The 22264-nt window shown below is 65.1% G+C and carries 19 protein-coding genes; 4 read left to right on the forward strand and 15 right to left on the reverse strand.

Annotated elements, in window-relative coordinates; all coding sequences use genetic code 11:
- The first annotated feature begins 2 nt into the window (after window positions 1–2).
- Complete coding sequence (locus HGK27_RS28790; protein ID WP_206244221.1) at window positions 3–977, forward strand: sugar phosphate isomerase/epimerase family protein; 975 nt, start codon at window positions 3–5, stop codon at window positions 975–977.
- A gap of 42 nt (window positions 978–1019) precedes the next feature.
- On the opposite strand, the gene HGK27_RS28795 is transcribed toward HGK27_RS28790, so the two are convergent.
- The 5 genes from HGK27_RS28795 to HGK27_RS28815 all read right to left on the reverse strand — a co-directional run bounded on the left by HGK27_RS28795 (window position 1020) and on the right by HGK27_RS28815 (window position 7685).
- Window positions 1020–2222, reverse strand: coding sequence for a histidine-type phosphatase (locus HGK27_RS28795; protein ID WP_206244222.1), 1203 nt, complete (start codon window positions 2220–2222; stop codon window positions 1020–1022).
- Window positions 2222–5023 carry a TonB-dependent receptor gene (locus tag HGK27_RS28800; RefSeq protein WP_206244223.1) on the reverse strand — a complete coding sequence of 934 codons (2802 nt, stop codon included), beginning with the start codon at window positions 5021–5023 and terminating at the stop codon, window positions 2222–2224. Before HGK27_RS28800 ends, HGK27_RS28795 begins: the two co-directional genes overlap by 1 nt.
- An 81-nt stretch (window positions 5024–5104) precedes the next feature.
- Window positions 5105–6067 (reverse strand): FecR family protein, encoded by a 963-nt coding sequence (locus HGK27_RS28805; RefSeq protein WP_206244224.1) that lies wholly within the window; start codon window positions 6065–6067, stop codon window positions 5105–5107.
- Window positions 6030–6641 carry an RNA polymerase sigma factor gene (locus tag HGK27_RS28810; RefSeq protein ID WP_206244225.1) on the reverse strand — a complete coding sequence of 204 codons (612 nt, stop codon included), beginning with the start codon at window positions 6639–6641 and terminating at the stop codon, window positions 6030–6032. The genes HGK27_RS28805 and HGK27_RS28810 overlap by 38 nt, the downstream gene beginning before the upstream one ends.
- A 78-nt stretch (window positions 6642–6719) precedes the next feature.
- Window positions 6720–7685: a GlxA family transcriptional regulator gene (locus tag HGK27_RS28815; protein WP_206244226.1), complete on the reverse strand. Its 966-nt coding sequence runs from the start codon at window positions 7683–7685 to the stop codon at window positions 6720–6722.
- 113 nt (window positions 7686–7798) lie between these two features.
- Here HGK27_RS28815 and HGK27_RS28820 point away from each other — a divergent pair, with 113 nt between their 5' ends.
- Window positions 7799–8092: a hypothetical protein gene (locus HGK27_RS28820; RefSeq protein WP_206244227.1), complete on the forward strand. Its 294-nt coding sequence runs from the start codon at window positions 7799–7801 to the stop codon at window positions 8090–8092.
- 41 nt (window positions 8093–8133) lie between these two features.
- Here the strand turns inward: HGK27_RS28820 and HGK27_RS28825 are convergent, their stop codons facing one another.
- The gene (locus HGK27_RS28825) at window positions 8134–9075 is read right to left on the reverse strand and encodes an alpha/beta hydrolase family protein (protein WP_241127570.1); all 942 of its coding nucleotides are present in this window, start codon (window positions 9073–9075) and stop codon (window positions 8134–8136) included.
- Window positions 9076–9118: 43 nt separating this feature from the next.
- On the opposite strand from HGK27_RS28825, the gene HGK27_RS28830 reads away from it, so the two are divergent.
- A complete protein-coding gene (locus HGK27_RS28830) occupies window positions 9119–9700 on the forward strand; it encodes a TetR/AcrR family transcriptional regulator (RefSeq protein ID WP_407674671.1) in 582 nt (193 codons plus the stop codon).
- A gap of 2 nt (window positions 9701–9702) precedes the next feature.
- Here the strand turns inward: HGK27_RS28830 and HGK27_RS28835 are convergent, their stop codons facing one another.
- From HGK27_RS28835 to HGK27_RS28855, 5 genes are read right to left on the reverse strand one after another with little or no spacing between them, the layout of a single operon-like run.
- Window positions 9703–10926, reverse strand: coding sequence for a hydrolase (locus tag HGK27_RS28835; RefSeq protein ID WP_206244228.1), 1224 nt, complete (start codon window positions 10924–10926; stop codon window positions 9703–9705).
- A complete protein-coding gene (gene astD / locus HGK27_RS28840) occupies window positions 10923–12341 on the reverse strand; it encodes a succinylglutamate-semialdehyde dehydrogenase (protein WP_206244229.1) in 1419 nt (472 codons plus the stop codon). Before astD ends, HGK27_RS28835 begins: the two co-directional genes overlap by 4 nt.
- A gap of 30 nt (window positions 12342–12371) precedes the next feature.
- Window positions 12372–13580 carry an aspartate aminotransferase family protein gene (locus HGK27_RS28845; RefSeq protein ID WP_241127571.1) on the reverse strand — a complete coding sequence of 403 codons (1209 nt, stop codon included), beginning with the start codon at window positions 13578–13580 and terminating at the stop codon, window positions 12372–12374.
- Window positions 13577–14512, reverse strand: a complete 936-nt coding sequence (locus tag HGK27_RS28850) for an arginine N-succinyltransferase (protein WP_206244230.1) — start codon at window positions 14510–14512, stop codon at window positions 13577–13579. Before HGK27_RS28850 ends, HGK27_RS28845 begins: the two co-directional genes overlap by 4 nt.
- The gene (locus HGK27_RS28855) at window positions 14509–15801 is read right to left on the reverse strand and encodes an N-succinylarginine dihydrolase (RefSeq protein WP_206244231.1); all 1293 of its coding nucleotides are present in this window, start codon (window positions 15799–15801) and stop codon (window positions 14509–14511) included. Before HGK27_RS28855 ends, HGK27_RS28850 begins: the two co-directional genes overlap by 4 nt.
- A gap of 95 nt (window positions 15802–15896) precedes the next feature.
- Here HGK27_RS28855 and HGK27_RS28860 point away from each other — a divergent pair, with 95 nt between their 5' ends.
- Complete coding sequence (locus HGK27_RS28860) at window positions 15897–16814, forward strand: LysR substrate-binding domain-containing protein (RefSeq protein WP_206244232.1); 918 nt, start codon at window positions 15897–15899, stop codon at window positions 16812–16814.
- On the opposite strand, the gene HGK27_RS28865 is transcribed toward HGK27_RS28860, so the two are convergent.
- From HGK27_RS28865 to HGK27_RS28880, 4 genes are all read right to left on the reverse strand, one after another.
- Window positions 16795–17808 (reverse strand): arginine N-succinyltransferase, encoded by a 1014-nt coding sequence (locus tag HGK27_RS28865; protein ID WP_206244233.1) that lies wholly within the window; start codon window positions 17806–17808, stop codon window positions 16795–16797. The two genes, HGK27_RS28860 and HGK27_RS28865, sit on opposite strands and share 20 nt — an antisense overlap.
- A gap of 27 nt (window positions 17809–17835) precedes the next feature.
- The gene (locus HGK27_RS28870) at window positions 17836–19650 is read right to left on the reverse strand and encodes an AsmA family protein (RefSeq protein WP_241127572.1); all 1815 of its coding nucleotides are present in this window, start codon (window positions 19648–19650) and stop codon (window positions 17836–17838) included.
- A 53-nt stretch (window positions 19651–19703) separates the two neighbouring features.
- Entirely contained in the window at window positions 19704–19853 is a 150-nt protein-coding gene (locus tag HGK27_RS28875; protein ID WP_206244234.1) for a lmo0937 family membrane protein, read from the reverse strand.
- A gap of 67 nt (window positions 19854–19920) precedes the next feature.
- A complete protein-coding gene (locus HGK27_RS28880) occupies window positions 19921–22242 on the reverse strand; it encodes a GH92 family glycosyl hydrolase (protein WP_407674672.1) in 2322 nt (773 codons plus the stop codon).
- Window positions 22243–22264 lie beyond the last annotated feature (22 nt).

Genomic DNA, 22264 nt, shown 5'->3' on the forward strand with positions numbered 1-22264 from the left:
TCATGAGCAAGCTGACCTTCGGTGCCGGTATCTGGCACTTTGCCACCTATCTCGACCGCTATGCCACCGATGGCTATGGCCCGGCCAAGACGCTGATCGAGATGATCGATCTGGCGGGGCAGGTGCGCGATCTCTCGGTGGTGGACATCAATGCGCCGTGGAGCCCGGAAATTTCGGTCGATGAGGTCGAGGTGGCGTTGAAGCGCAACAACCTCTCGGTGATCGGCATCACGCCGGAGATTTATACGCGGGAATTTTCCAAGGGCGCTTTCACGAACCCCGACGCCGGTGTGCGTCGCCGTGCCAATGAGATGTGCAATCAGGCCGCCGATCTGGTGCGCCGTTTTGGGGCATCTTACGTGAAGCTGTGGCCGGGGCAGGATGGCTGGGACTATCCTTTTCAGGCCGATTACAAGCAGATCTGGCGCTATTCGGTGGAAGGCATCGGTGAGCTGGCCAGCCAGAATCCGGACCTTAAATTCGTCATCGAATACAAGCCGCGCGAGCCGCGCGTCCATATGAGCTATTCCTCGGTCGCCCGCACGCTGTTGGGGATCGAGGCGATGGGGCTTCCCAACGTGGGCATTTTGCTCGACTTCGGCCATGCGCTGTTCGGCGGGGAAAGCCCGGCGGATTCCGCGCAGCTGGCCATCGATCATGGCCGCCTGTTCGGCATGGATGTGAACGACAATCTGCGCAGCTGGGACGATGATATGGTGGCGGGCACCGTCCACCCCATCGAGCTGTTCGAATTCTTCTACACGCTGCGCAAGAACAAATGGGAAGGCGTGTGGCAGCTCGACCAGTTCCCCTTCCGCGAAAACTGTGTGGAGGCTGCCGATATGGCCATCGATTTCCTCAAGCACATCGATGGCGCGCTGGACCGGCTGGACTGGGACGCGCTGCAGGCCGCGCAGGACAGGCAGGATGCCATGGGCGCCCAGAAGATTGCCCGGCAGGCGCTGTTTGGCTTCTGATGCAAAGCGGGCGGCAGGTTGGTGCGCCTGCCGCCCCTTCGTTCAACCCTCGCCCAGCAAGTGCAGTGCCTTGTCCAGCGGGCACAGGTCACCCTGAGCCTCGGCGGCGCAACCGGGCAGCGGGATGGTGACGCGATAGGCGCCCTTGACTCCCAGCGGCGCGGCAGAGCGGATCTGCTCCAGCGACTGGGCGCGGTAGGAGGCCCGCACATAGAGTTTGCCGTTACGCGCTTTCAGCCGCTCAAGCACGATAGCGCCGCCGGGCGCGGGGTCGTCCAGCGCCAGACCGGGCACCTGCCAGTGCAGATCCAGCAGCCCGCCCAGATTGGCGATGTTGGTGTCATGGCCCGAGATCATGGTGACGGCGGTTGTGCCGGTCAGCCCTTCACGCATGATCGGCAACAGGCTCGAGAGATTGGCCGAGGCCACTGGATAAGGCCGCGCCAGCAGGCGGAACTCCAGCGCATGCAGCGCCGAGAGCCGGGCGATCTGGGCGGGCGTCACCCGGCCCCAGCCGACCTGTGCCAGCGGCTTGCCCTCGCCATATTCCAGCAGCATGATCTGCGCCACGGTGGAGGCGCGATCCAGCGCGCCCGCCATCTTGGGCCGTTTGCCGGCACTGGCCGGAGCGATCACGCTGGGCTGGCCCCCGATGCCGCAAGTTGCCGAGGGACCATCCTTGCACAGGATATGATCGGCCAGCGCCAGCAGGGGACGATGCGCCGCCTCGACCGCTGCCATGCCGCCCGGGCCCACGCCCTGCGCCACGGCGGCGTCCACCTGCACCGGGTCCAGCTTGACCAGACCGGCCTCGATCGGGCCGAAGCGGGTGTCCTTGCTGCCCTGCGGCTGGTGGTCACTGGGCATGGCACAGCCGGGCGCCAGGGCTTTGGCCCAGCTTTTCGCGGTTTCGATGGTGCGCTGGTCACTGTCGGCCACGATGCGGACGGTGGGGCAGTCCTTCGCCGGGATCACGCCCTGCGCGCGCAACACCGCACCATCACTGGCGCCAAGACGCTCCACCGCCAGCGCGCCATGCGGGGTGAGGAAGCCTGGCTCGACAGGCCATGAGGGCCATGTCTCGGGCGTCACCTCGGCGGGCATGGGCTGGGCCTTGGTGGGCGGGCGCACGCCATGGCGCATCAGCATCACCACGCGGTCAACGGTGAGACCTTCGGGAGCAGGGGCCGCATGCGCGACCCCCGCCATCAGCGCCAGAGCGGCGCCGGCCAAAACGCGCCGCATCAGAAATGCACCTGCACGCCGCCGCGCAGCTGGGTGCCGTAATGCTCACGCTCGATCAGCCAGTTGCGGTTGGCGCCCATATAGCGGCGCCACGGCGCATCGGTCAGGTTCACAGCATCGCCAAAGACGGTGACGGCGGGAATGATCTGATAGCTGACATGCAGATCGAGCTGGCCATTGGCATCGGTGTACTGATCCGTCGCCGCCGAGCTGCCCAGCGTGTCGAGATAGGCCGAGCGGTAGGAGAAGGCCAGACGCGCGCCAAAGCCATACTTTTCATAGAACAGCTGCGCCGTGCCGACATTCTTGGACTGATAGGCCAGCGGCACCTTGCCGCTGCGGATCGCCGCCGCATTGGCGCTGCCCCACACATGGCTGAAATTGGCCGAAATGCCGAAACCGGACAGCGCGCCGGGCAATTGCGTGAACTGGTGCTGCACGTTGAATTCCACGCCGGTGACATTTTCGTGATCGGCGTTGAAGGGCTGGGTCACATTGGCCGCGCTGTAGAGCACATTGCCCAGCGTCACATTGTTCTGCAGCGTGGTGGTCGAATAGATCGGATTGTCGATGGATTTCGTGAAGATCCCCGCCGAGATGATGCTGCCCTTGGCTGGATAGAATTCCACCGAGGCATCGAGATTGACCGCGCGATAGGGCTTCAGATTGGGATTGCCGATGGAGATCGCCGTGGCGGTCTGCGAGGTGTCGGTCACCGTGACATAGGGTGCCAGCTGCGGATAGTTGGGGCGACCGATGGACGTCGTCACCGCGCCGCGCAGCAGCAGATCCTTGTTGATGTCATATTTGGCATTCAGCCCGGGGAAGAGATCGGTGTAATTGACCTTGCCGAAGGTGTTGAAGCCATCGGTGATCTTTGAGGCCGCGTTAACGATCTTGGCCTTGGTGCTGTCATAGGTGTTCTCGACGCGCAGGCCGGGGATCAGTGTCAGCGCACCGAACTTCAGCTTCAGCTGGACATAACCTGCCGTGATCCGCTCACGCACATCATAGTCACTGGCCAGCGAGTCCGAGATGTTGCCCGAGGTGGTGGTGGAACCGGTGGCCAGCGTGGAGAGATTGGCCATCAGATAGTCGCGCGCGGCGAAATAGTTGATGCGCTGGCCGAAGGAGAACTGGTTGCCATAGAAACCGGTGTTGCCGGTGTAACCCACATTGCCCAGATACCATTTGGTCGAGGTGGCCGAGTAGGTCATCTTGTTGTGATCGTCATCCTTGTGGCGATCGGTGATCTTGGCGCCGATGCTGAATTCCGACCCGTCGCCGATCTCCAGCGGGTGGGTGTAGTCCAGCTTGCCCTGCCACAGTTGCTCATAGGCATAGCGGCTTTCGATGTTGTATTTGCTGAAATAGAAATTGCTGGCATTGCCAAAATAGCCCGCGGTGCTGGGTGTCAGCGTGTAAGGATAGGTCGAGCCATCATAGGCCAGATTGACCCCGCCCTTGGCCGTGGTGAAGGTGAATTCGCTGCGCAGCGGGTCCTGCTTCACCGCGCGCGTGTAGCCTGCTGCGATGGACAGCGTGCCGCCCGCGACATCGGCGAAATCACCGCCCAGAATGGCGCTTTGTGTGTGATCATTCTCTTCGCGGCGGCGCACCAGAATGGTGGCGGTGCCCTTGGTGGGCGCGCCGGTGGTTGTGTCATAGGCAGTCACGGCGAGGCGGTTCTGGTCGCGCGTCTCGTGATCCTGAAATTCGGAATAGGAGGTGCGCAGGTAGAGCTTCACCTTCTCATTGGGATGCCAGTCGAAATTGCCGACGAAGCCAAGCCGCGTGCGCGAGAGATTGTAATCGCGCAGGCCATTGCCGTCCGGCGCTCCGGCGGAAGACCAGTTGCTCGATCCCTGAAAATTCTCGCTCTCGATGGGGCGGCGCGAATAGCTGGCGGAAATCACCGCGCCGAACTGCTTGTCGGCGCCGAAGCGGCCACCCACCGTGGCGTCCAGATCATAGGGCGTCTTGTTGTTGAGCGTATAATGCCCCACCGAGGCGCGGGCATCGACGAAAAACATCTTCTTGCTGTCAAACGCCGTCTTGGTGCGGATCGCCACTTCACCGGCGATGGCATTGGCATCCTGACTGGCCAGCAGCGATTTCGACACCGAGACGGACTGGATCATCGCGCTGGGAATATCGTCCAGCTTGACCTGGCGGCCATCGGGCTCGGGTGCGGGCAGGGTCATGCCGTTGAGGGTCACATTCGCCAAACCCGGATCGATGCCGCGGATCACCACATAGCGGCCCTCGCCCTGATCGTTGGCGGCGGTCAGGCCGGGCAGGCGTTTGATGGCTTCGGCCACATTCTGGTCGGGCAGCTTGCCCACATCATTGGCGTGCAGCGTTTCCACCGTGTTGTCGGCATTGCGCTTTTCCGCAACGGCCTCGCGCTGGGCGACCATCGCGCCGGTGACGACGATGGGGTCATGGCTATCGGCCTCATCATAGGCGGTGGGGGTGGGATCGGGCGCGCCGCCCACGATCACATAGGTGCTCTCGCCGGTGGCCTTGGCGGCAAGGCCCGTGCCTTCCAGCATGCGATTGAGCGCTTCGCCCGTGCCCATCCGGCCCGAGATGGCATGGCTGCGGCGGCCCTGCGCCACGCTGCCCGAAACGACGATCTGCACGCCAGTCTGCCGCGCGAAGAGGCGCACCGCGCTGGTCACATCCTGCGCCGGCACGTTGAAGCTGGAGATCGGGCTGGCGGCCTGAGCCTGCACGCAAGTGGCGGCCAAAGCCGCCAGAGTGGTGGTCGCAATCAGATGGCGACGGAAGGAAAGCATGATAGTCCCCGCAGAAACGGCCCCCCTTTGGGCCTTTGCCTGTTCGACAGGGCGGGGCGGAATTTCCTTTGATCTTTATGATTATTTTATAATCTGGATCGCTTCACCCTGATCGCGGGCCTGAGCGCCGACGCTGAGCGCGGCGGTGCGGGCAAAGCCTGCGGGATCGTCCAGCCGGAAGGCGCCATAGAGCTTTTCGCCGCCCAATGAGGGATTGCTCAGGGTGATTTTCAGCTGGTTGTGGCGGTTCATCTCCTCAATGGCGGCGTCGAGCCTGTCGCCATCCAGTTCGATGCGTCCGTTGGTCCAGGCGGTGGCGCGCTCAATGGCGGCGGCGGACATGGCCTGGGCCATCGGCATCCCATGGCCGTCGAAACTGGCGGTCTGCCCCGCGCCAAGCCGCAGCTTGCCGCCCGGTGCGCTGACCTCGACCATGCCTTCGCTCACCAGCACGGTGACGGCATCGCCCCGGCGGATCACCTGAAACACCGTGCCGATATCGGTGATGGTCACAGCGCCCGCCCTCACGCGGAAGGGACGGCTGGCATCATGCCGCACGCGCAGCAGGGTACGACCTTCCTCCAGCCGCACCACGCGGGCGTCGCTTTCCATCGCCACCTTCAGGCTGGTCTGCGTATCGAGCGACAGCGAGGACCCTTCGGCCAGGGTCACCTGACGCATCTCGCCCGTGCCGGTGGCATAGCGATCCGTGCCCGGCGCATAGAGCAGCACAGCGGCGATCCCCGCTGCCGCCAGAGCCGCGCCGCCGCCCACCCAGCGTTGATGACGGCGCATCCAGCCCTGCGCCATGGCCCTGCGGGTGAGCGCCGGGGGTGCTTCCGCATCCGGCACGGCCTGCACCGGCGGGCTGAACAGCGCCAGCGTGGCCTGAGCGCGCAACAGCGCCCCGGCATGGCGCGGATGCTGCGCGAGCCAAGCTTCAAGGCCCTCAGGCGTGGTGTCCGGGTTCGCGTCGAGGGCCGCCGCCCAGCGCGCGGCGGCAGCTTCAACCGTTGATGACGAAGTTTCGACGCTGCCTATCAAGTAAGTGTCCGTGTTCCTGCGCCGGTCCGGTGTCCTCCCCGGGCAGGCATGCTGTGGCGCGCATTTCGGCCTGAATCAACCTCAGGGCCTTCTGCACGTCATTTTCCACCACGCTTTCGCTGACGCCAAGGCGCGCGGCAATCTCCTTTTGCGAAAGGCCCTCCACGCGTTTCAGCGTGAAGATGGTGCGGCACCTTTCGGGCAACCGCGCCAACATCGCCTCCACCATGCGCAGCTGCTGACGCGCCGCGCAGGCTTCCTCGATGCCCATCGCCTCTGCCTCAACGAAGCTGGAGGCATTTTCCGTAAAATCCTCGAAGCGGATAATCTGCGCGCGGCGCAAATGATCCCGCCAGAGGTTTTTGACGGTCTGCATGAAATAGGCGCCGGGCCGGTCGATATGCGCCACGCTGGTCAGGCTGGCGAAGCGGCAATAGGCGTCCTGAATGATGTCGTCGGCATCGCTCTGGCTCACGCCCAGACGGCGCAGGCTGGCGCGCACGGACCCTTCCTGAGGCACCACATGCGTGGCGACCCAGCGGATGATCTCGGGCGAGGCAGTAGCGACGGACATGATGTGTGGTCCCGGGCAGAGGGCCTTTCGTGTCCGCCGCGCTACCGTGGCTTTGCGTAACTTTGGTGACAGTCGCCCCTATCGCAGATCGGCGCGCAGATCGCGCACGCCCCGCCCCAGCCTCTCGCGCAGCAGGGTTCTGAGCGTGGCGCCATCGGCATAGCCGACTTCGGCGGCAATCGTTTCAAGGCTCAGCCCGCTGCCCTGGATCAGCGAGCGGGCGCGCTCCACACGCAGATCCTGAAAATAGGCCAGCGGCGATTTGCCCAGCACGGCCTGACAGCGGCGTTGCAGCGAGCGGGTGCTGGTGGCCAGCGCCGAGGCGGCCTCCTGAAGCGAGAAGCCTTCGCTCAGATGCTCGCGCGACCAGCGTTCGAAGCGCAGCACCAGCGGATCGGCCTGCGCCAGATGGTTGGGGATGATGTAGGCCGCCTGCGAGGAGCGGATATCGGCCAGCAGATAGCGGGACACCAGCGTTGCCAGCTCCGGGCTGGCCTGCCGCACCAGCCAGAGCGCCAGATCGAGATGCCCCATGGCCGAGCCTGCGGTCACGCCGGTCTCGCTGGGCACCAGCATGCGCGTCTCGTCGAGATCGACCTGCGGATAGCGCTGGCGGAACAGCGGGGCGAGGGACCAGGTGCTGGTGGCAGGGCTGCCGTTCAGCACACCGGCCTCGGCGATCACGAAAGTGCCGACGCAGGCCGCGGCGATCCGCGCCCCGCCCGCCTGCCATCGGGCGATCTGGTCGACAGCCTGACGGACATCGCCGCGCGCCAGAGCCGGCAGCAGCGTGTCGGGCGTCACGGCCTTGAGCGCGGGCACGATAACCCAATCCGGCCTCTCGTCCCGGTTCAGCGGGGTCGCCGGAATGATCAGACCCTGACCCGAGCGCACCCGGCGCCGCATGCCCATGATGGAGACATCAAAACGGGTCGCGCCGCCCATCATCGCGGCGGAGAGCGAGTTGGCGGTGGAGAACACGTCAAGCGTGGCGGTCAGCCCGGTGTCGAATAGCCCTTCCAGAGCGAGGATGATGATACGCATTTGGCGTGAATGGCCTCAATAATGTCATTTACGCCGATATCACGCTGTGGGCCGGATGGCTAGATCAAGGGGCGCCCGGAAGGATGTTCCGGCCATGCAGAAGGAGACTACCCATGAAAGTTTTCGCCATCGGCTCGATCGTGAAGCCCATTTCGGATGAGGAGCGTGACGACATCCTGAAGCGTGAAGTGCCCCACACGCTGCAACTCTATCTCGATGGGCCCATCGAACAGTTCTGGTTCCGCAAGGACCGGCCGGGCCCGATCTTCCTGATGGAGGTCGAGTCGATCGAGGCAGCCAAGGCCGTGGTCGAGGCCATGCCGATCATGGTGGCCGGGATCGCCGCCTATGACTTCATCCCGGTGGGCCCGCTGATGCCGCTGGGTCGCCTGATCCAGGGCGCCTGATGATGAGCGGCTCGGCCTGCCATGGTTGGCCGAGCAGCTTTTCAGTGCGGCGGCTGTTCTGCGATCACGGCATCTGGCCAAGGGTTCCGGCCTTCCTGAAGCCACCGCAAGGTCTCGGCCCAGAAGGTGGGAGCATGGCTGTCATGGAACAGGGCGAAATGGCCGATCGCCTGCAAGCCATAATCGGCGGGCTTGAGGAGGACAGCGGTGCGCGCGGCAGAGCGATAATACCCCAATGTCCGGCGGATGGCCGCCACCGAGCCGATTTCATCATCGGCCACGGCCACGGCCAGGATCGGGGCGGTCACTGCAGCCATCCGGGCTACGACCTGCTGTCGTTCCCGGGCTGGATGGTTTCGTTCGAAATGCTTGCGGCGGAAGCTCCATTCATGAGCGACGCCGGCGGGCAGATCCTCCAGCCAGCCCAGACGGCGGCCCGGAAAATAGCCGAACAGCGCCGTCAGCAGCGGCATGGCCAGATGCCATTTCACAAAGAGCTGCGCCCGGCCCGTGCGCGCATAATCGCCCCACCAGGCATATTGCGCGCCAACGGTCAGCATCCGGTCGATCCGCTCGGCACCCGGCGCCAGACCGGGCAAAAAGCCGCCGATGCTGTGGCCGACGACAGAGATCGGCGCTGCGGGGCGATGCTCATGCATCAGGCGCAGGGCGGCGGCGAAATCCTGCTCGCCCCAGTCGCGCCAGCGATAGGTGCATCCCCTCAGCCGGGCCGGGCGCGAGGCGCCGATGCCGCGATAGTCATAGGTCAGCACATCGAAACCATGCGCCGCCAGAAAGCGCGCATAGCGATGGTAATAGCGCGCCAGAACGCCGGTGGCATTGTTGATGATCACGCTGCCTGAAGCTTCGCCCGTTGCGCGCCAGAGATGGCCGTGAAGCACCACACCATCGGCACAGCGGATCACCATGGGGTCGCCATGCGGGGTGGGAACGGGGCCTGTCATGGGCGCAAGGATAGGCATGTGCCGGTTTCAAGTATACTCACTCTGCGGTATACTTGAAACCATGGTGAAAAAGCTTCCTTCGGCGCGTGAGCGCATTCTTGGCGCGGCCAACAGGCTGTTTCAGGGCGCGGGCATTCGCGCCACCAGTCTGGACGCCATTGCCGAAAAGGCCGGGGTGACCAAACGCAGCGTCTATTACCATTTCCGCAGCAAGGATGATCTGATCGCCGCCTATCTGGAAGCGCGTGACGAGCCCAATCTGGCCCTTTTCCAAAGCTGGTTCGCGCAAGCCGAAGGCGATACGGCAGCGCGGGTGGAGAGCATTTTCCGCCATCTGGCCCAATCGGCGCGGCATCCCAAGTGGCAGGGCTGCGGCTTTCTGCGCACCTCGGTCGAGCTGGTGGACCGGCCCGGGCATCCGGCGCTGGTGGCCGGGCGGCAGCACAAGAAGCGGGTTGAGGCATGGCTGGCGCAGGTGCTTCAGGAAGACCATGGCGAGGAGGCGGCCATGGCTCTGGCGCGGCAGATCATGCTGCTGCTTGACGGGGCCTTTGCTGTGGTGCTGCTCCACCGCGATCCAAGCTATCTGGAGAGCGCCGGGGATGCCGCCGCCCGCCTCATCCGGGCCACTTCGCCAGGCTGACGTCAGCCGATCAAGGCTCGGCCATCGCGGGCCAGACGGCACAGCAGCAAGGCGCTGAGGGCGGCACGCTCGCCCAGACTGTCGGCGATCAGATATTCTTCCGCGGAATGGATCGAGCCGCCACGCACCCCCATCGTATCGACCACCGGCACGCCGCAGGCCGCGATGTTGTTGCCGTCGCAAACCCCGCCGGTGTCTTTCCAGCCAATCTCCTGACCCAGCAGGCGTCCGCAATCGCGCACCAGTTCGAGCAGCTTCCGGCCCGGCGCATCGATGGGCTTGGGCGGGCGGGCGAAGCTGCCGTGGCGATGGATATGCAGATCATGCGCGGCGGCGACTTCGGCGATCATCCGGTCCAGCGCCTGCTCGGCAAAGGTCTGATCCTCGGGCGTCAGCGGCCGGATGTTGACGCGCAAGACCGCATGATCCGGCACGACATTGTTGGGCCCGCCACCCTCGATCTTCGCGCAATTGACGCTAAGCCCGGGGCGGACCAGAGCGCTGAGCCGCAGCGCCAGATCGGCGGCGGCGATCACCGCATTGCGCCCATCCTGAGGGTTGCGCCCGGCATGCGCGCTGCGCCCCTTCACAACAATCGAGAAATTTCCGCTGCCGGGCCGCGCCCCGGCCAGCGTGCCATCGGGCAGGGCGGAGGGCTCATAGGTGAAGGCTGCCAGCTTGCCCGAAGCCGCGCGGCGCAGCAAAGGCGCGGAGCCGGGCGAGCCCACCTCCTCATCGCTGTTCAGCACCACCTGATAGCCGATCTTTTCGTGATCGGGGCAGGCTTCAAATGCTTTCAGCGCGCCCAGCATCACGGCGATGCCGCCTTTCATATCGGCCACGCCGGGCCCGTTCAGCACGCCGGGGCTGAGCCATTGGCAGGTCTGGAAGGGGTGGTCGGCCTCGAAGACGGTGTCCATATGGCCGGTCAGCAGCAGCTGGATCGGAGCCTGCGGGCGCACCGTCAGCAGCAGATTGCGGCCATGGGTGACATCGCTTTCCCGGCCTTGCGCGTCGATCTTCGTGACCGGTTCAGGGGCCAGCAGGTCGATCTCGCCGGGCAAGGCCGCAAAGCCTTGCGCCAGTTGCTCGGCCATGGTGGCGAGCCCCGCCAGATTGCGGCTGCCGCTGTTGATCGCGGCCCAGCCCAGCACCTGATCCAGCATGGGCGCGGCCATGGCCTGTTCCACCACGACTTGCTCAGCGCTGGTGAGCGCCTCCGTCATTGCGGCAATCCGGGGATGGGCAGGCTTTCGATACGCGGCGCCTCGAAGCTGGCGGCGGGATAGGCGCAGTAATCGGCGGCATAGGCCGCGCTGGGCCGGTGATTGCCCGAGTCCCCCAGCCCGCCAAAGGGCATGGCCGAGGCGGCACCGGTCGTCGGGCGGTTCCAGTTGACCACGCCCGCACGGATTTCCGAAGCGAAACGCTCCCACAGCGCTGCGTCCTGCGCGATCAGCCCCGCCGAAAGGCCAAAGCTGGTGTTGTTGGCGGCGGCGATGGCGGCATCGAAACTGTCGGCGCGGATCACCTGCAACACCGGGGCGAAGATTTCCTCGTCCGGAGTGGCGACGCCGGTCACCTCCAGCACGGCGGCGCCCATAAAGGCGCTGTCGTCCCCGCGCGGCGCGGCGGGGGGCAGCAACAGCTTGGCGCCGGAAGCGGTGAGGGCCGCTACGGCCTCGCATGCCTTATGGGCGGCGCGGGCCGAGATCAGCGGGCCCATAAAGCCTTCCTCTTCGTCCCATGCGCGCACGGGCAGGGCTGCGGCTTGAGCCAGTACCGCTTCCAGCACCCGATCGCCCGCAGCGCCGCTGGGCAGGATCAGGCGGCGTGCGCAGGAACAACGCTGGCCGGTGGTGATAAAGGCCGAATGGCTGACCAGAGAAGCGACGGCCTCAGCTTCACCGTCCCCGATGTCTTCTGGCCAAGCGATCAGCGGATTGTTGCCCCCCAGTTCCAGCGCCAGAATGACATGCGGGCGGTCGGCAAAGGCGCGGCGGAACACGCGCCCGGCCTGTGCCGACCCCGTGAACAGCAGGCCATCGATATCGCCTGCAACCAGAGCCGCGCCGGTTTCCCGCCCGCCCTGTACGATCTGGAACACACCCTCGGGCAAGCCGGCCTCGGCCCACAGTTCGGCCATCCGCGCGCCCACCGCAGGCGTTTCTTCCGAGGGCTTGAACACCACCACATTGCCCGCGATCAGCGCCGGAACGATATGCCCATTGGGCAGGTGACCGGGGAAATTATACGGCCCCAGCACCGCCATCACCCCATGCGGACGATGGCGCAGCACCGAGCGGCCAAAGGGCATCTCCTGCTCGCGCAGGCCCGCGCGTTCGGCCTGAGCGGCGATGGAGATCTCCACCTTGCCGATCATGGCGTTGACCTCGCCCCGGCTGTCCCACAGCTGCTTGCCGGTTTCCTGCGCGATCAGCCGGGCGAAACCTTCCAGCTGTTCTTTCAACAAAGCGCCAAAACGACGGGCGATGGCCAGCCTGTCCTCCAGCGGCGTGCGCGCCCAGAGCGGCGCTGTGGCGCGGGCGCGCTCCAGCGCCTGCTGGCATTCCGCCGGGCCATCCACAGGCCCCTCCCAGATGATGGCGCCGTTAGCCGGGTTGGTCGATTGCAGGATCATGGGGTCATTCTCGCCTTCGGGGTCAAGCTGTCAACCGGCGGTGCGCGTTGCCGCCAGCGCGTCTTCCAGACGGGTCAGGGCCTCTGCGGCTTCCTCGCTGGTGATGTTGAGCGGGGGCAGCAGGCGGATGCAGTTCTCACCGCCGCCTGCCACCAGCAGGCCATGCTCGCGGGCGGTGGCCATCATGGCGCGGTTGTTGGGCACCAGCTTCACGCCGATCAGCAGACCCTTGCCGCGCACATCGACCACCAGATCGGGATAGCGCGCGGCGATTTCGCGCAGACCGGCGAAAAGCTGATCGGAGATGCTGCGCACATGGGCCATCATCTCCTCCTGAGCGATGGCGTCGAAAGCGGCGGTGGCGACGGCCATGGCCAGCGGATTGCCGCCGAAGGTCGTGCCATGCGCCGCCACGGTCATGCCCTTCGCGGCCTTCTCCGTGGCGAGGCAGGCGCCGACGGGGAAGCCGCCGCCCAGCGCCTTGGCGATGGCCATGATGTCGGGCGCGGCGTCCTCCACCCATTGATGCGCGAAGAGGCGCCCGGTGCGGCCCATGCCGCATTGCACCTCGTCATGGATCAGCAGCGTGCCGGTCTCGTTGCAGAGGGCGCGAATCCAGCGCAGCCATTCCGCATCGAGCGCGCGGGCGCCGCCTTCGCCCTGCACCGGCTCGACGATGACAGCGGCGGCAGTGGGCGCGCGCAGGGCAGCCTCGATGGCGGGCTTGTCATCGAGCGAAAGCTGGATGAAGCCGGGCATGCGGGGGCCGAAGCCCTCCAGATAGGAGGGATTGCCCGAGGCGTTGATCGCGCCATAGGTGCGGCCATGGAAGGACCCGGCAAAGCCGATGATGTCGATCCTTTCAGGCGCGCCATTGGCGTGGTGATAGCGCCGCGCGGTTTTCAGCGCGCATTCCACCGCCTCCGTGCCCGAATTGGCGAAGAAAACAGTGTCGGCGAAGGAGGCTTCGACCAGCTTGTGGGCCAGCTCCTCCTGCTGCGGAATGCGGAAGATGTTGGAGACATGCCAGAGCTTTTCGGCCTGATCGGTCAGCGCTTTCACCAGCACCGGCGCGCAATGGCCAAGGCTGTTGGTGGCCACGCCCGAAACGCAGTCGAGATAGGCGCGCCCATCCCGGCCATACAGCCACACGCCCTTGCCGTGATCGGCTTCCAGCGGGGCGCGGTTGTAGACGCCCATCAGTTCCTGGGCCTTGGGCTTGTCCTGGGTCTCGATCATGCTGCTTGTTCCTCTCTCCACAGGCGGAAGTCGCCGAGGCGGCCTGTTGCGATCAGGCCCTTGCTGGTGCGGATTGGCGTGGTTTCATCCACCACCACGCAGTCGCGAATGGTGGCGATATGGTTGGTGCGGGCATGGACGGTGGGGCCTGCGTCAAAAATGTCGCAATAGCCGTCGTCGAGGAAATCCTCGCCCATCAGCAGGCGATAGGCGGGGAGGGATTTTTCATGCGGGCGGCCGATCACCTCGCGTGCGGCGGCGGGCAGCATCGAGGTGTAGATCGGATAGCGCGGCATCAGATCGGCGATGAACTGATTGCCATGCATGGCGTTGAACAGGTCGGCCTCCAGCACGCCGCCGCCGAAGAAGGGGCCGGCCACCGCGTCCCAGAAGGGGCTTGTGTCGCCCTCCATCCAGCCGCGCAGTTCGGCCACCACCTGATCGCCGAAACGCTCGCGGTGCTGGGCGATGAAGAGGTAGCGGCTGCGCGCTAGCATTGCCCCCATGCCGCCGGTGCGCGCATCGGGGTGGAGGAACAGTCCGGCGATTTCGGTGGCGCCGTCGAAGTCGTTCACCAGATGGAGGACATTGGTGGAAAAGCTGCGGTTGAGCCCGCGCGAGGCATGGGTGACGCGCGCGCTCTTGTAGCTGTAAAAAGGCCAGCGCACGCCGATGCGCGAGAAGATGCTGGCGGTGCCAATGACCTTGCCCGCGCCGTTGTCCAGCGCCAGCATGTAGAACTCGTCCTGCGGGGCGGTGATCTGCACTTCGAGCGAATCCTCGCTCCAGGCGAGGCGTTCCTGCAGGGCGGCGCGGTCGTTGGGCAGGTTGGTCATGCCGCCGCCGGAGAGCGCGGCAAGGGCGAGCAGGGCGTCCAGATCCGCCATGCGGGCCATGCGGATGAAGGGCTGATTGGCGGCTGGCGCGGTCATCGCAGCTCCTCCTTGCCGAAGCCCAGCAGGTTGAGCAGGGCGGCGCGGGCGGTCCAGCATTGCTGCCATAGATCGGGGTTGCCGATGTCTTCCGGCGCGATGTGTTCGGGCCAGTGGCGGGTGATGAGGTCGGCCAGCGCATCGGCCTTGCCTTCGGTGAGCAGGAAGCGTTGGTCGAGTGCGGCCAACTCGCTTTCCTCCAGCGCGACGCGCAGGCGCAGGCAGGCCGGGCCGCCGCCGTTGCGCATGGATTCGCGCAGAGTCATGAACTGCGTGCTGCGGATCGGGCCGTTCGAGGCGATGAGGTCTTCCAGCCACGCGACCACCGAGGGCACCTCGCGCGCCTCACCGGGGAGCAGGAGCAGCATGCCGCCCTCGGGCAGCGTCACCAGTTGCGAGTTGAACAGATAGGAGCGGATCGCATCCGCCAGTGAAACGCGGGCGGCGGGCACCTCGATGATCTGGGCTTCGGGCAGGCGCTGGCGGATGGCGGCGTAGAGGGCGTCGCGATCGGCAAAGGCCTGTTCGTGGGTGAAGAGCACGGTTTCATTGGCGACCGCCACCACATCATTGTGGAAGGCGCCTGCCGCGATGGCCTCGTCACTCTGGCGGGCGAGCAGGGCGTTGCGGCTTGGCAGATTGTGGCGACGAACAAGAGCTTCCGCTGCAAGGCGATGCTGGCGGGCAGGGAAACCGCCCACCGGGCCCGCGCCATGGACGAAGATTTCCAGCCCCTCGGCGCCATGACTGGTGGCGAGCCGCATATGATTGGCCGCGCCCTCATCGCCGAAGGGGGCGGGCAGGGGGGCATGCACGCGCACGCAGGGGACGTTGGCGAAAAGGGCGCTGAGCTGCCGCTGCGTCTGCGGCGCCTCAATGCTGCGGTGAGGCATGGAGGCCAGATTGGCGACGGACAGATGCGTCAGCCCATCGGCGCTGTCAGGCCGGGGCGAGACGGTGGCGGCATTGGCCGTCCACATCGCTGAGGCGGAAAAGCTGTTGCGGAAAAGCGCCGGATCGGCGGCCCATGCCGCGCGGCAGACTTCCAGATCGCTGCCCGTAAAGCCCATGCGGCGCAGCCATGCGGCATTGGGCCGGTCATGGGGCAGCAGCAGGCCCTGCGGCAGGCCCAGCGCCATCATCTGCCGCATCTTGGCCAGTCCTTGCAGCGCCGCTTCTCGCGGGGCTGAGACGCTGCCCGCATGCGTGGCCGAAGCGATGTTGCCCAGCGAGAGCCCGGCGTAATTATGGCTGGGGCCGACCAGCCCGTCGAAATTGACCTCCAGCATGCGTATCAGCCTTTTGTTATTCCTTGAACTCCTGATAAACCCATTCGGCCTGAGCAATCTCATGCATAAAATGCCGATTGATATGAGTGAATGGAATGGATCAGGATGACCGGCGGCTGCTGCCGTCCATCACCATGCTGCAATGTTTCGAGGCGGCGGCGCGCTATGGCAGCGCCTCGCTGGCGGGGGAGCGCATTGGTCTCACGCAAAGCGCGGTCAGCCGCCATATCGCCAGCCTTGAGACATGGCTGGGCAAGCCCTTGTTCGATCGTGTGGGGCGCCGCATCGTGCTCAACGAGCAGGGGCGGCTTTATCTGGACCGCATCGCCCGGCCCTTAAGCGAAATCCGCGCGGCCACGCGCGATATGTTGGGGCATGGATCGGGGCGGGTGGTCAATCTGGCAACGCTGCCGACCTTCGGCATGCGCTGGATCGCGCCGCGCCTGCCCGGCCTGCTGATGCATGACCCCGATCTGGTGGTGAACATCGCCGCGCGCATCGATATCTTCAACTTCGCCGATGAGGCTTTCGATGCCGCCATTCACGTGGGCCCGCCTGACTGGCCTGATGTGGAGCATGACCTGCTGTTTCGCGAAAGGGTGATCCCGGTGCTGTCACCGGCGCTGGCGCAAAGCGCAGGGGTGAAGACTGCGGAAGATTTTCTGCGTGTGCCGCTGCTGGAACAGAGCGCGCGGCGCGATGCCTGGCAGAAATGGTTTGCGCTCAGCGATGTGGCCTGTCCGGCGGATCGGGCCGTTTCGGTGATGGGGCATTTCTCGATGCTGGCGCAGGCGGCCTGTGCGGGGGCCGGGGCGGCGCTGCTGCCCAGCTTTCTGATCCAGCCCGAGCTGCAGTCCGGCGCGCTGGTGGCCCCGGTGGAGCGCGCTCTGGCCGAGGATCGCAACTATTATCTGGTCTATCCCAAAGCGAAATTGCAGATGCCGCATTTCGCCCAATTGCGCGATTGGCTGCTGGAGGAAGCAGCCAAGGAAATCAGCGCGGAATATGGGTGATCACTTGCCCCGGTGAGGCCTTGATCGCCTCGGCAGCGGCGGGATCGAGCAGAATGCCGCCTTCGGTCGGCTGGACGCGACCATAGGCGGCGCGGAAGTGGTCCAACCGGCCATGCGCCACCAGACTTTCGGTGCCGTCATTGTCCTGAATGGCCACGATCTGGTCCTGCTGGGCCTGACGGATGGTGACGATATCGTCGGTGTTGCAGACCATGGTGGGGCCGCCGTCAAAGACGTCGATGTAATTACGGTAGGCGAAGCCTTCCTTCTCCAGCATGCGCTGCGCCGCGCGGCCAGAGGGGTGAGGCACGCCCATCACCGCCATTGCGCTTTCGGGCACCATGGCGGTGTAGATCGGGTGCTTGGGCATCAGATCGGCGATGAATTGCGCGCCGCGCACCGCCTTGAACTCATCGGCCTCACGGAAGGGCATGCCGAAGAAGCGGCCCGTCACCCCGTCCCAGAAGGGCGAGATGCCGCATTCGTCGATCACGCCGCGCAGCTCGGCCAGCGTGCGGTCGGCGAAGCGCGCGCGATGCATCGCGATAAAGAGATAGCGGCTGCGCGCCAGCAGCGATCCGGCGCCCGCCGACCTTTCGGTGGGATGCAGGAACAGCCCGCCGACCTCGCTGCTGCCATTGTGATCGGTCACCAGCGTCAGCATCTCGCTGCGGATCGCGCGGGAGAATTCGCTGGAATAATGGGTGAAGGCATCGATGCGATAGGAATAATGCGGGCGATCCATGCCGATGCAGGAGAAGATCTGGCAGGTGCCGCGCACCTTGCCGGTCTCCAGATCTTCCAGCACGAACATATACATGTCGCTGGCCAGCTCGTTCGGCGAACGCCCGAAGGAGGCGGCGGCGGTATCCAGCTTGTCCTGCAGCTTGGGGCGGTCGGCGGGCAGGTTGGTGAAGCCGCCGCCGGTGCTTTTGGCCATCTCATAGATGGCGGACAGATCGTCTTGGCTGGCGGCTCTCAGGACATGGGTCATCGTCGGGCAATGTAACCGCCCTTGAATTTAGCGCAAGGCTTGTGCCGCCAGAGCATCGCAATCGGCATCCTGAGCGCGCGGCCCCTGCTTGCCGGTGATGGCAGCGCCCACCATGCCGAGGATGCCGCCAAGCGATTTTGCATGAGGCGGCACCTTGATATCGGGCTGTTTGATCGTGCCTGCGATGGGGATGGCGCCGGGCAGGCGCAGCAGCGCCTTGCCCTTGGGCGCGCCCTTGAGAGTGAGCGCCAGCCTTTCGTCGCTCAAATTCAGCGTGCCCCACACGCTGGTCTGCCCGCGTGAGGTATCGATCAGGATCGGCGCGGGCCGGGCGAGGCCATGGCGCACATCCAGCCGCATCACCATGCAGCGCAGGCTGGCCATATCCTGCTTGCCTGACGTCAGCCCACCGCCGACATCCTGCCCCAGCAAAGCGGCGGTGCGCGCCGGGATCTGCCCATCGCGGCCCACCAGTGCAACGGTGCCGCTTCCCGCGCCAAGAGCCGCGCGCACCGTATGGCCATAGCCGCTCATCGCCATGTTTCCGACCAGACTGCCGTCGATTTGGGCGGGGGGGAAGAAGTCCATCAGCCGTGCGCCGCGCATGGCGAGGTTGACCGTCAACTGTGGATCGCGTTGGCCCGGTTTGGACTGATCGATGCGCAGACTGCCCGCGAAGGTGCCATGTGTGAGGCCGAGGGTGAGGGGGCTGATCGCCAACCGGCTGCGCTCCAGCGAGAGATGGGCGCTCATGCTGCGGAAGGGGCTGGGCCCCGGCCAGAGCAGATGATCGACGCGCAGATCCAGCGCCCCATCGGTATGGACGACATGTTTGAGATCGATCGCCGATCCGGGCAGCAACCGTGGCCCCAGCCGGGCCTTCAGCGCCGCGCCCCGCGCCTTGCCGGCATCGGAGGAGAGATCGTTGAAATCGAAACGGTTGGCGAACAGCGCTCCGGTGATCCGGCTGCGCCCCTGCCGTTTGACGATGGTGGCATGACCGGCGATATCAGACCGGCCGACGGTGCCTAAGAGGTGATCAATCACCCAATCGGGCCGGTTGCGGCGGATTTGGGCCGTCAGTTGCACGGGCTGCGTGCCGGGCAGCCCGGCCTCGATGATCGCGTCGAGCAGCTTGAGGTCGGTGGCATGGCCCTGCGCCTCACCCTGTAGATGAGCCAGATCGAGCGGCCTTGGCATGGTGCCCTTTATGGCAAAGCCCACGGCGGGGCTTTCGATGGTCAGCTGATAGGGCCATGCGGCATGGGCCTGACCCTCCACGATGGCTGCGCCTTGCGCCTTGATCTGCACGGGATGGCCCATCACCAGACCCTGGCCCTCCACCCTCAGGCTGGCCCTGTCGGAGGTGATCGCCACATCCAGCGAACGGTCGCGCTTGTCGTCAAGATAGCGCAGGCGGCTGTCGGTGATATGCAGCACGCGCAGCAGCGCCGGATGGCCGCCCGCATTGCTCTGGCCGTTGGACCAGTTCCTGCGCCCTTGCGCATTGCGATAGAAGGAGAGCAGGGCGCCTTTCAGATCGGCCCGCTCCAGCGCCATATTGCCGGAGAGCAGCGACCACACGGAGAGCTGCACATCGGCCTGATCAATGCGGGCCAGATCGTCCAGACCAGCTTTGGCCCCCGGTTCGACCCATGTTGGTTGCGGCCAGCGGATGGCCTTGAAGCGCAGATGGGGATGGAAGGAAATGGTGTCCACCCGCTCCATTGCGCCGATGGTGACGGGGCGGCCTGTGCGCTCGGAAAGGCGCGCCTCGATACGGCCCTTGAGCAGGCCCCAAGGGAACATCGCCAGGCCGAGCAGGCCCAGCCCCGGCAGCACAAGGCATGCCGCCGCCGCCCAGGTGAGGCGGCGGCGGAGCAGCGTACGATCCGTCAGGGTACGCGGCGCCCGGACAGGACCTGAACCAGCAGCACGATCAGCGCGATCACCAGCAGCAGATGGATCAGGCCACCGCCCACCGGCACGACGAAAGCGCCCAGCGCCCAGAGGATCAGCAGAACGACAAGAATGGTCCACAACATGGTTTCTCTCCCAGCAACACTACCAGAATGAAGCGTCAAGAGAGGCTGTGGTTCCTTGCGCAGGCCGTCAGGGCTTGGAAGGTGCGCTCATCGAGAAGGGGGCATCCGCCTTGGCACTGGCCCATTGCGGATTGGGCGTGGGCCCCATCACAAAGCGCAGCGTGCCGCCCGCCTGCAGCATCTCGCGCGAGAGCCATGGCCGGGTGTAAGGCGTGCCGTTGAAGCTGGCCGACTGGATATAGACGTTCTTCGGGCCATTGTTTTCGGCCTCGATGGTCAGCGCCTTGCCGCCCGGCATTGTGACCTGCACCTTGCGGAACAGCGGGCTGCCGATGGCATATTGCCCCACCCCGGGCGTCACCGGATAGAAGCCCAGCGCCGAAAACACATACCACGCCGAGGTCTGGCCATTGTCCTCATCGCCCGGATAGCCGTCGGGCGTCGCCGAATAGAGCCGCGCCATCACATCGCGCGCATGGGCCTGTGCCTTCCACGGCTGACCGGCCCAGTCATAGAGGTAGATCATATGCTGGATCGGCTGATTGCCATGGGCGTATTGGCCCATGTTGACGATCTGCATCTCGCGCGTTTCGTGGATCACCGCGCCGTAATAGGCATCGTCGAACAGGGGCGGCAGGGTGAAGATGGAATCGAGCTTGTCGGTGAAGGGCTTGTCGCCGCCGGAAAGGTTGATCAGCCCCTGCACGTCCTGCATCGCCGAGAAGCTGTAATGCATCGCATTGCCCTCGGTGAAGGCATCGCCCCAGGCATAGGGGGTGAAGGGCGCCATCCAGCTGCCATCCTGCTTGCGCCCGCGCATCCAGCCTGATGTTGCATCATAGACATTGCGGTAGTTCTGCGCATGGCCCGCGTAGAGCCTGGCATCCTTGCTCTTGCCCAGCGCCGCCGCCAGCCGCGACAGGGAGAAATCCGCCGTGGCATATTCCAGAGTCCGCGCCGCGCTTTCATTGATGCCGATATCATAGGGGACATAGCCCAGCCTGTTGTAGGCCTCCACACCCTCGCGGCCCACGGCGCTGAGCACCTCGCCCTTGGCATTGCGGGGCCGCCCTGCCGAGGTGGTGGCGTTCTTCACCATCGCCTCATAGAGCGTGTTCACATCGAAACCGCGCACGCCGTTGAGGTACGCATCCGCGATGATGTTGGTGGAATTCGACCCGATCATCACATCGCGCTGGCCGGGGCTCATCCATTCGGGCAGCCAGCCGCCCTCCTTATAGGCATTGGCGAGGCCCTGCATGATCTGGCTGTCGAGATCGGGGCGCACCAGCACGAAATAGGGGAAGACGGCGCGCCATGTGTCCCAGAAGCCGTTGTCGGTGAACATCGGGCCATCATGGACCTTGCCGTCATAGGGGCTGTAATGGACCGTCTTGCCGCTGCCATCCACCTCATGGAACATGCGGGGGAAGAGCAGCATGCGGTACATCGCCGAATAGAAGGTGCGGCGGTTGTCCAGATTGGGATCGCTGACCTGAATGCGGCCCAACTCGGCTTCCCATGCGGCCTTGGCCTTGGCTTGCGTCTCGGCGAAGCTGTCGCTGCCGAGTTCCTCCAGATTGCGCTCGGCCTGCTCGGGGCTGATGAAGGAGGAGGCGACCTTTACACCCACCTGCTCGCCATCGGCGGTCCTGAAGCTGACCACCGCGCCGACATGGGCGCCCTCGCGGGTCAGGGCGTTGGAAAGCTGCCAGGCTTCATCCCAGCTTTGGCTGATGCTGAAATCATGGTCGAACTGGGCGACGAAGTAGTTGCGGAAATTGCCCGGGACCCCGCCATGATTGTTGCGCACATAGCCGATGATCCGCCGCTTTTCCGGCTCGATCTTCACCATCGATCCGCCAGCCAGACCGTCGAGCAGGATATGGGCGTCATCGCTTTTGGGGAAGGTGAAGCGGAACTGCGCGGCACGGTTGGTGGGCGTCACCTCGGCGGTGACGTTGTAATCGGCCAGATAGACCTTGTAGCCATAGGGATGGCTTTCCTCGGCCTTGTGGCTGAACCAGCTGGCGCGCTCATCCTCCTTCAGCTTGACCGGGCCGGTTTCCGCAAAGAGCGAAAAGGCGGCGTAATCCTTCATCCACGGGCTGGGCTGATGGGTCTGCTTGATGCCGTTGATCTTTTTGTCATGGTACATGTAACCCCAGCCGCTGCCCGGCTTGCCGGTGACGGGGCTCCAGAAATTCATGCCCCATGGTACCGCGACGGCGGGATAGGTGTTGCCATAGGACAGTTCATGATCGGAATCCGTGCCCATCAGCGGATTGACCAGATCGGCCAGCGCTTCGGGGGCTTCCTGCGCCATGGCCGGGGCGGTCAATGCAAGGCTGGCCACAGCCAGAAGCAATCGAGCGACAAGATTTTTCAAGGCAAGTCTCCGGGGGGAAGAG

The sequence above is a fragment of the Novosphingobium terrae genome (assembly GCF_017163935.1).
GTDB lineage: Bacteria > Pseudomonadota > Alphaproteobacteria > Sphingomonadales > Sphingomonadaceae > Novosphingobium > Novosphingobium terrae.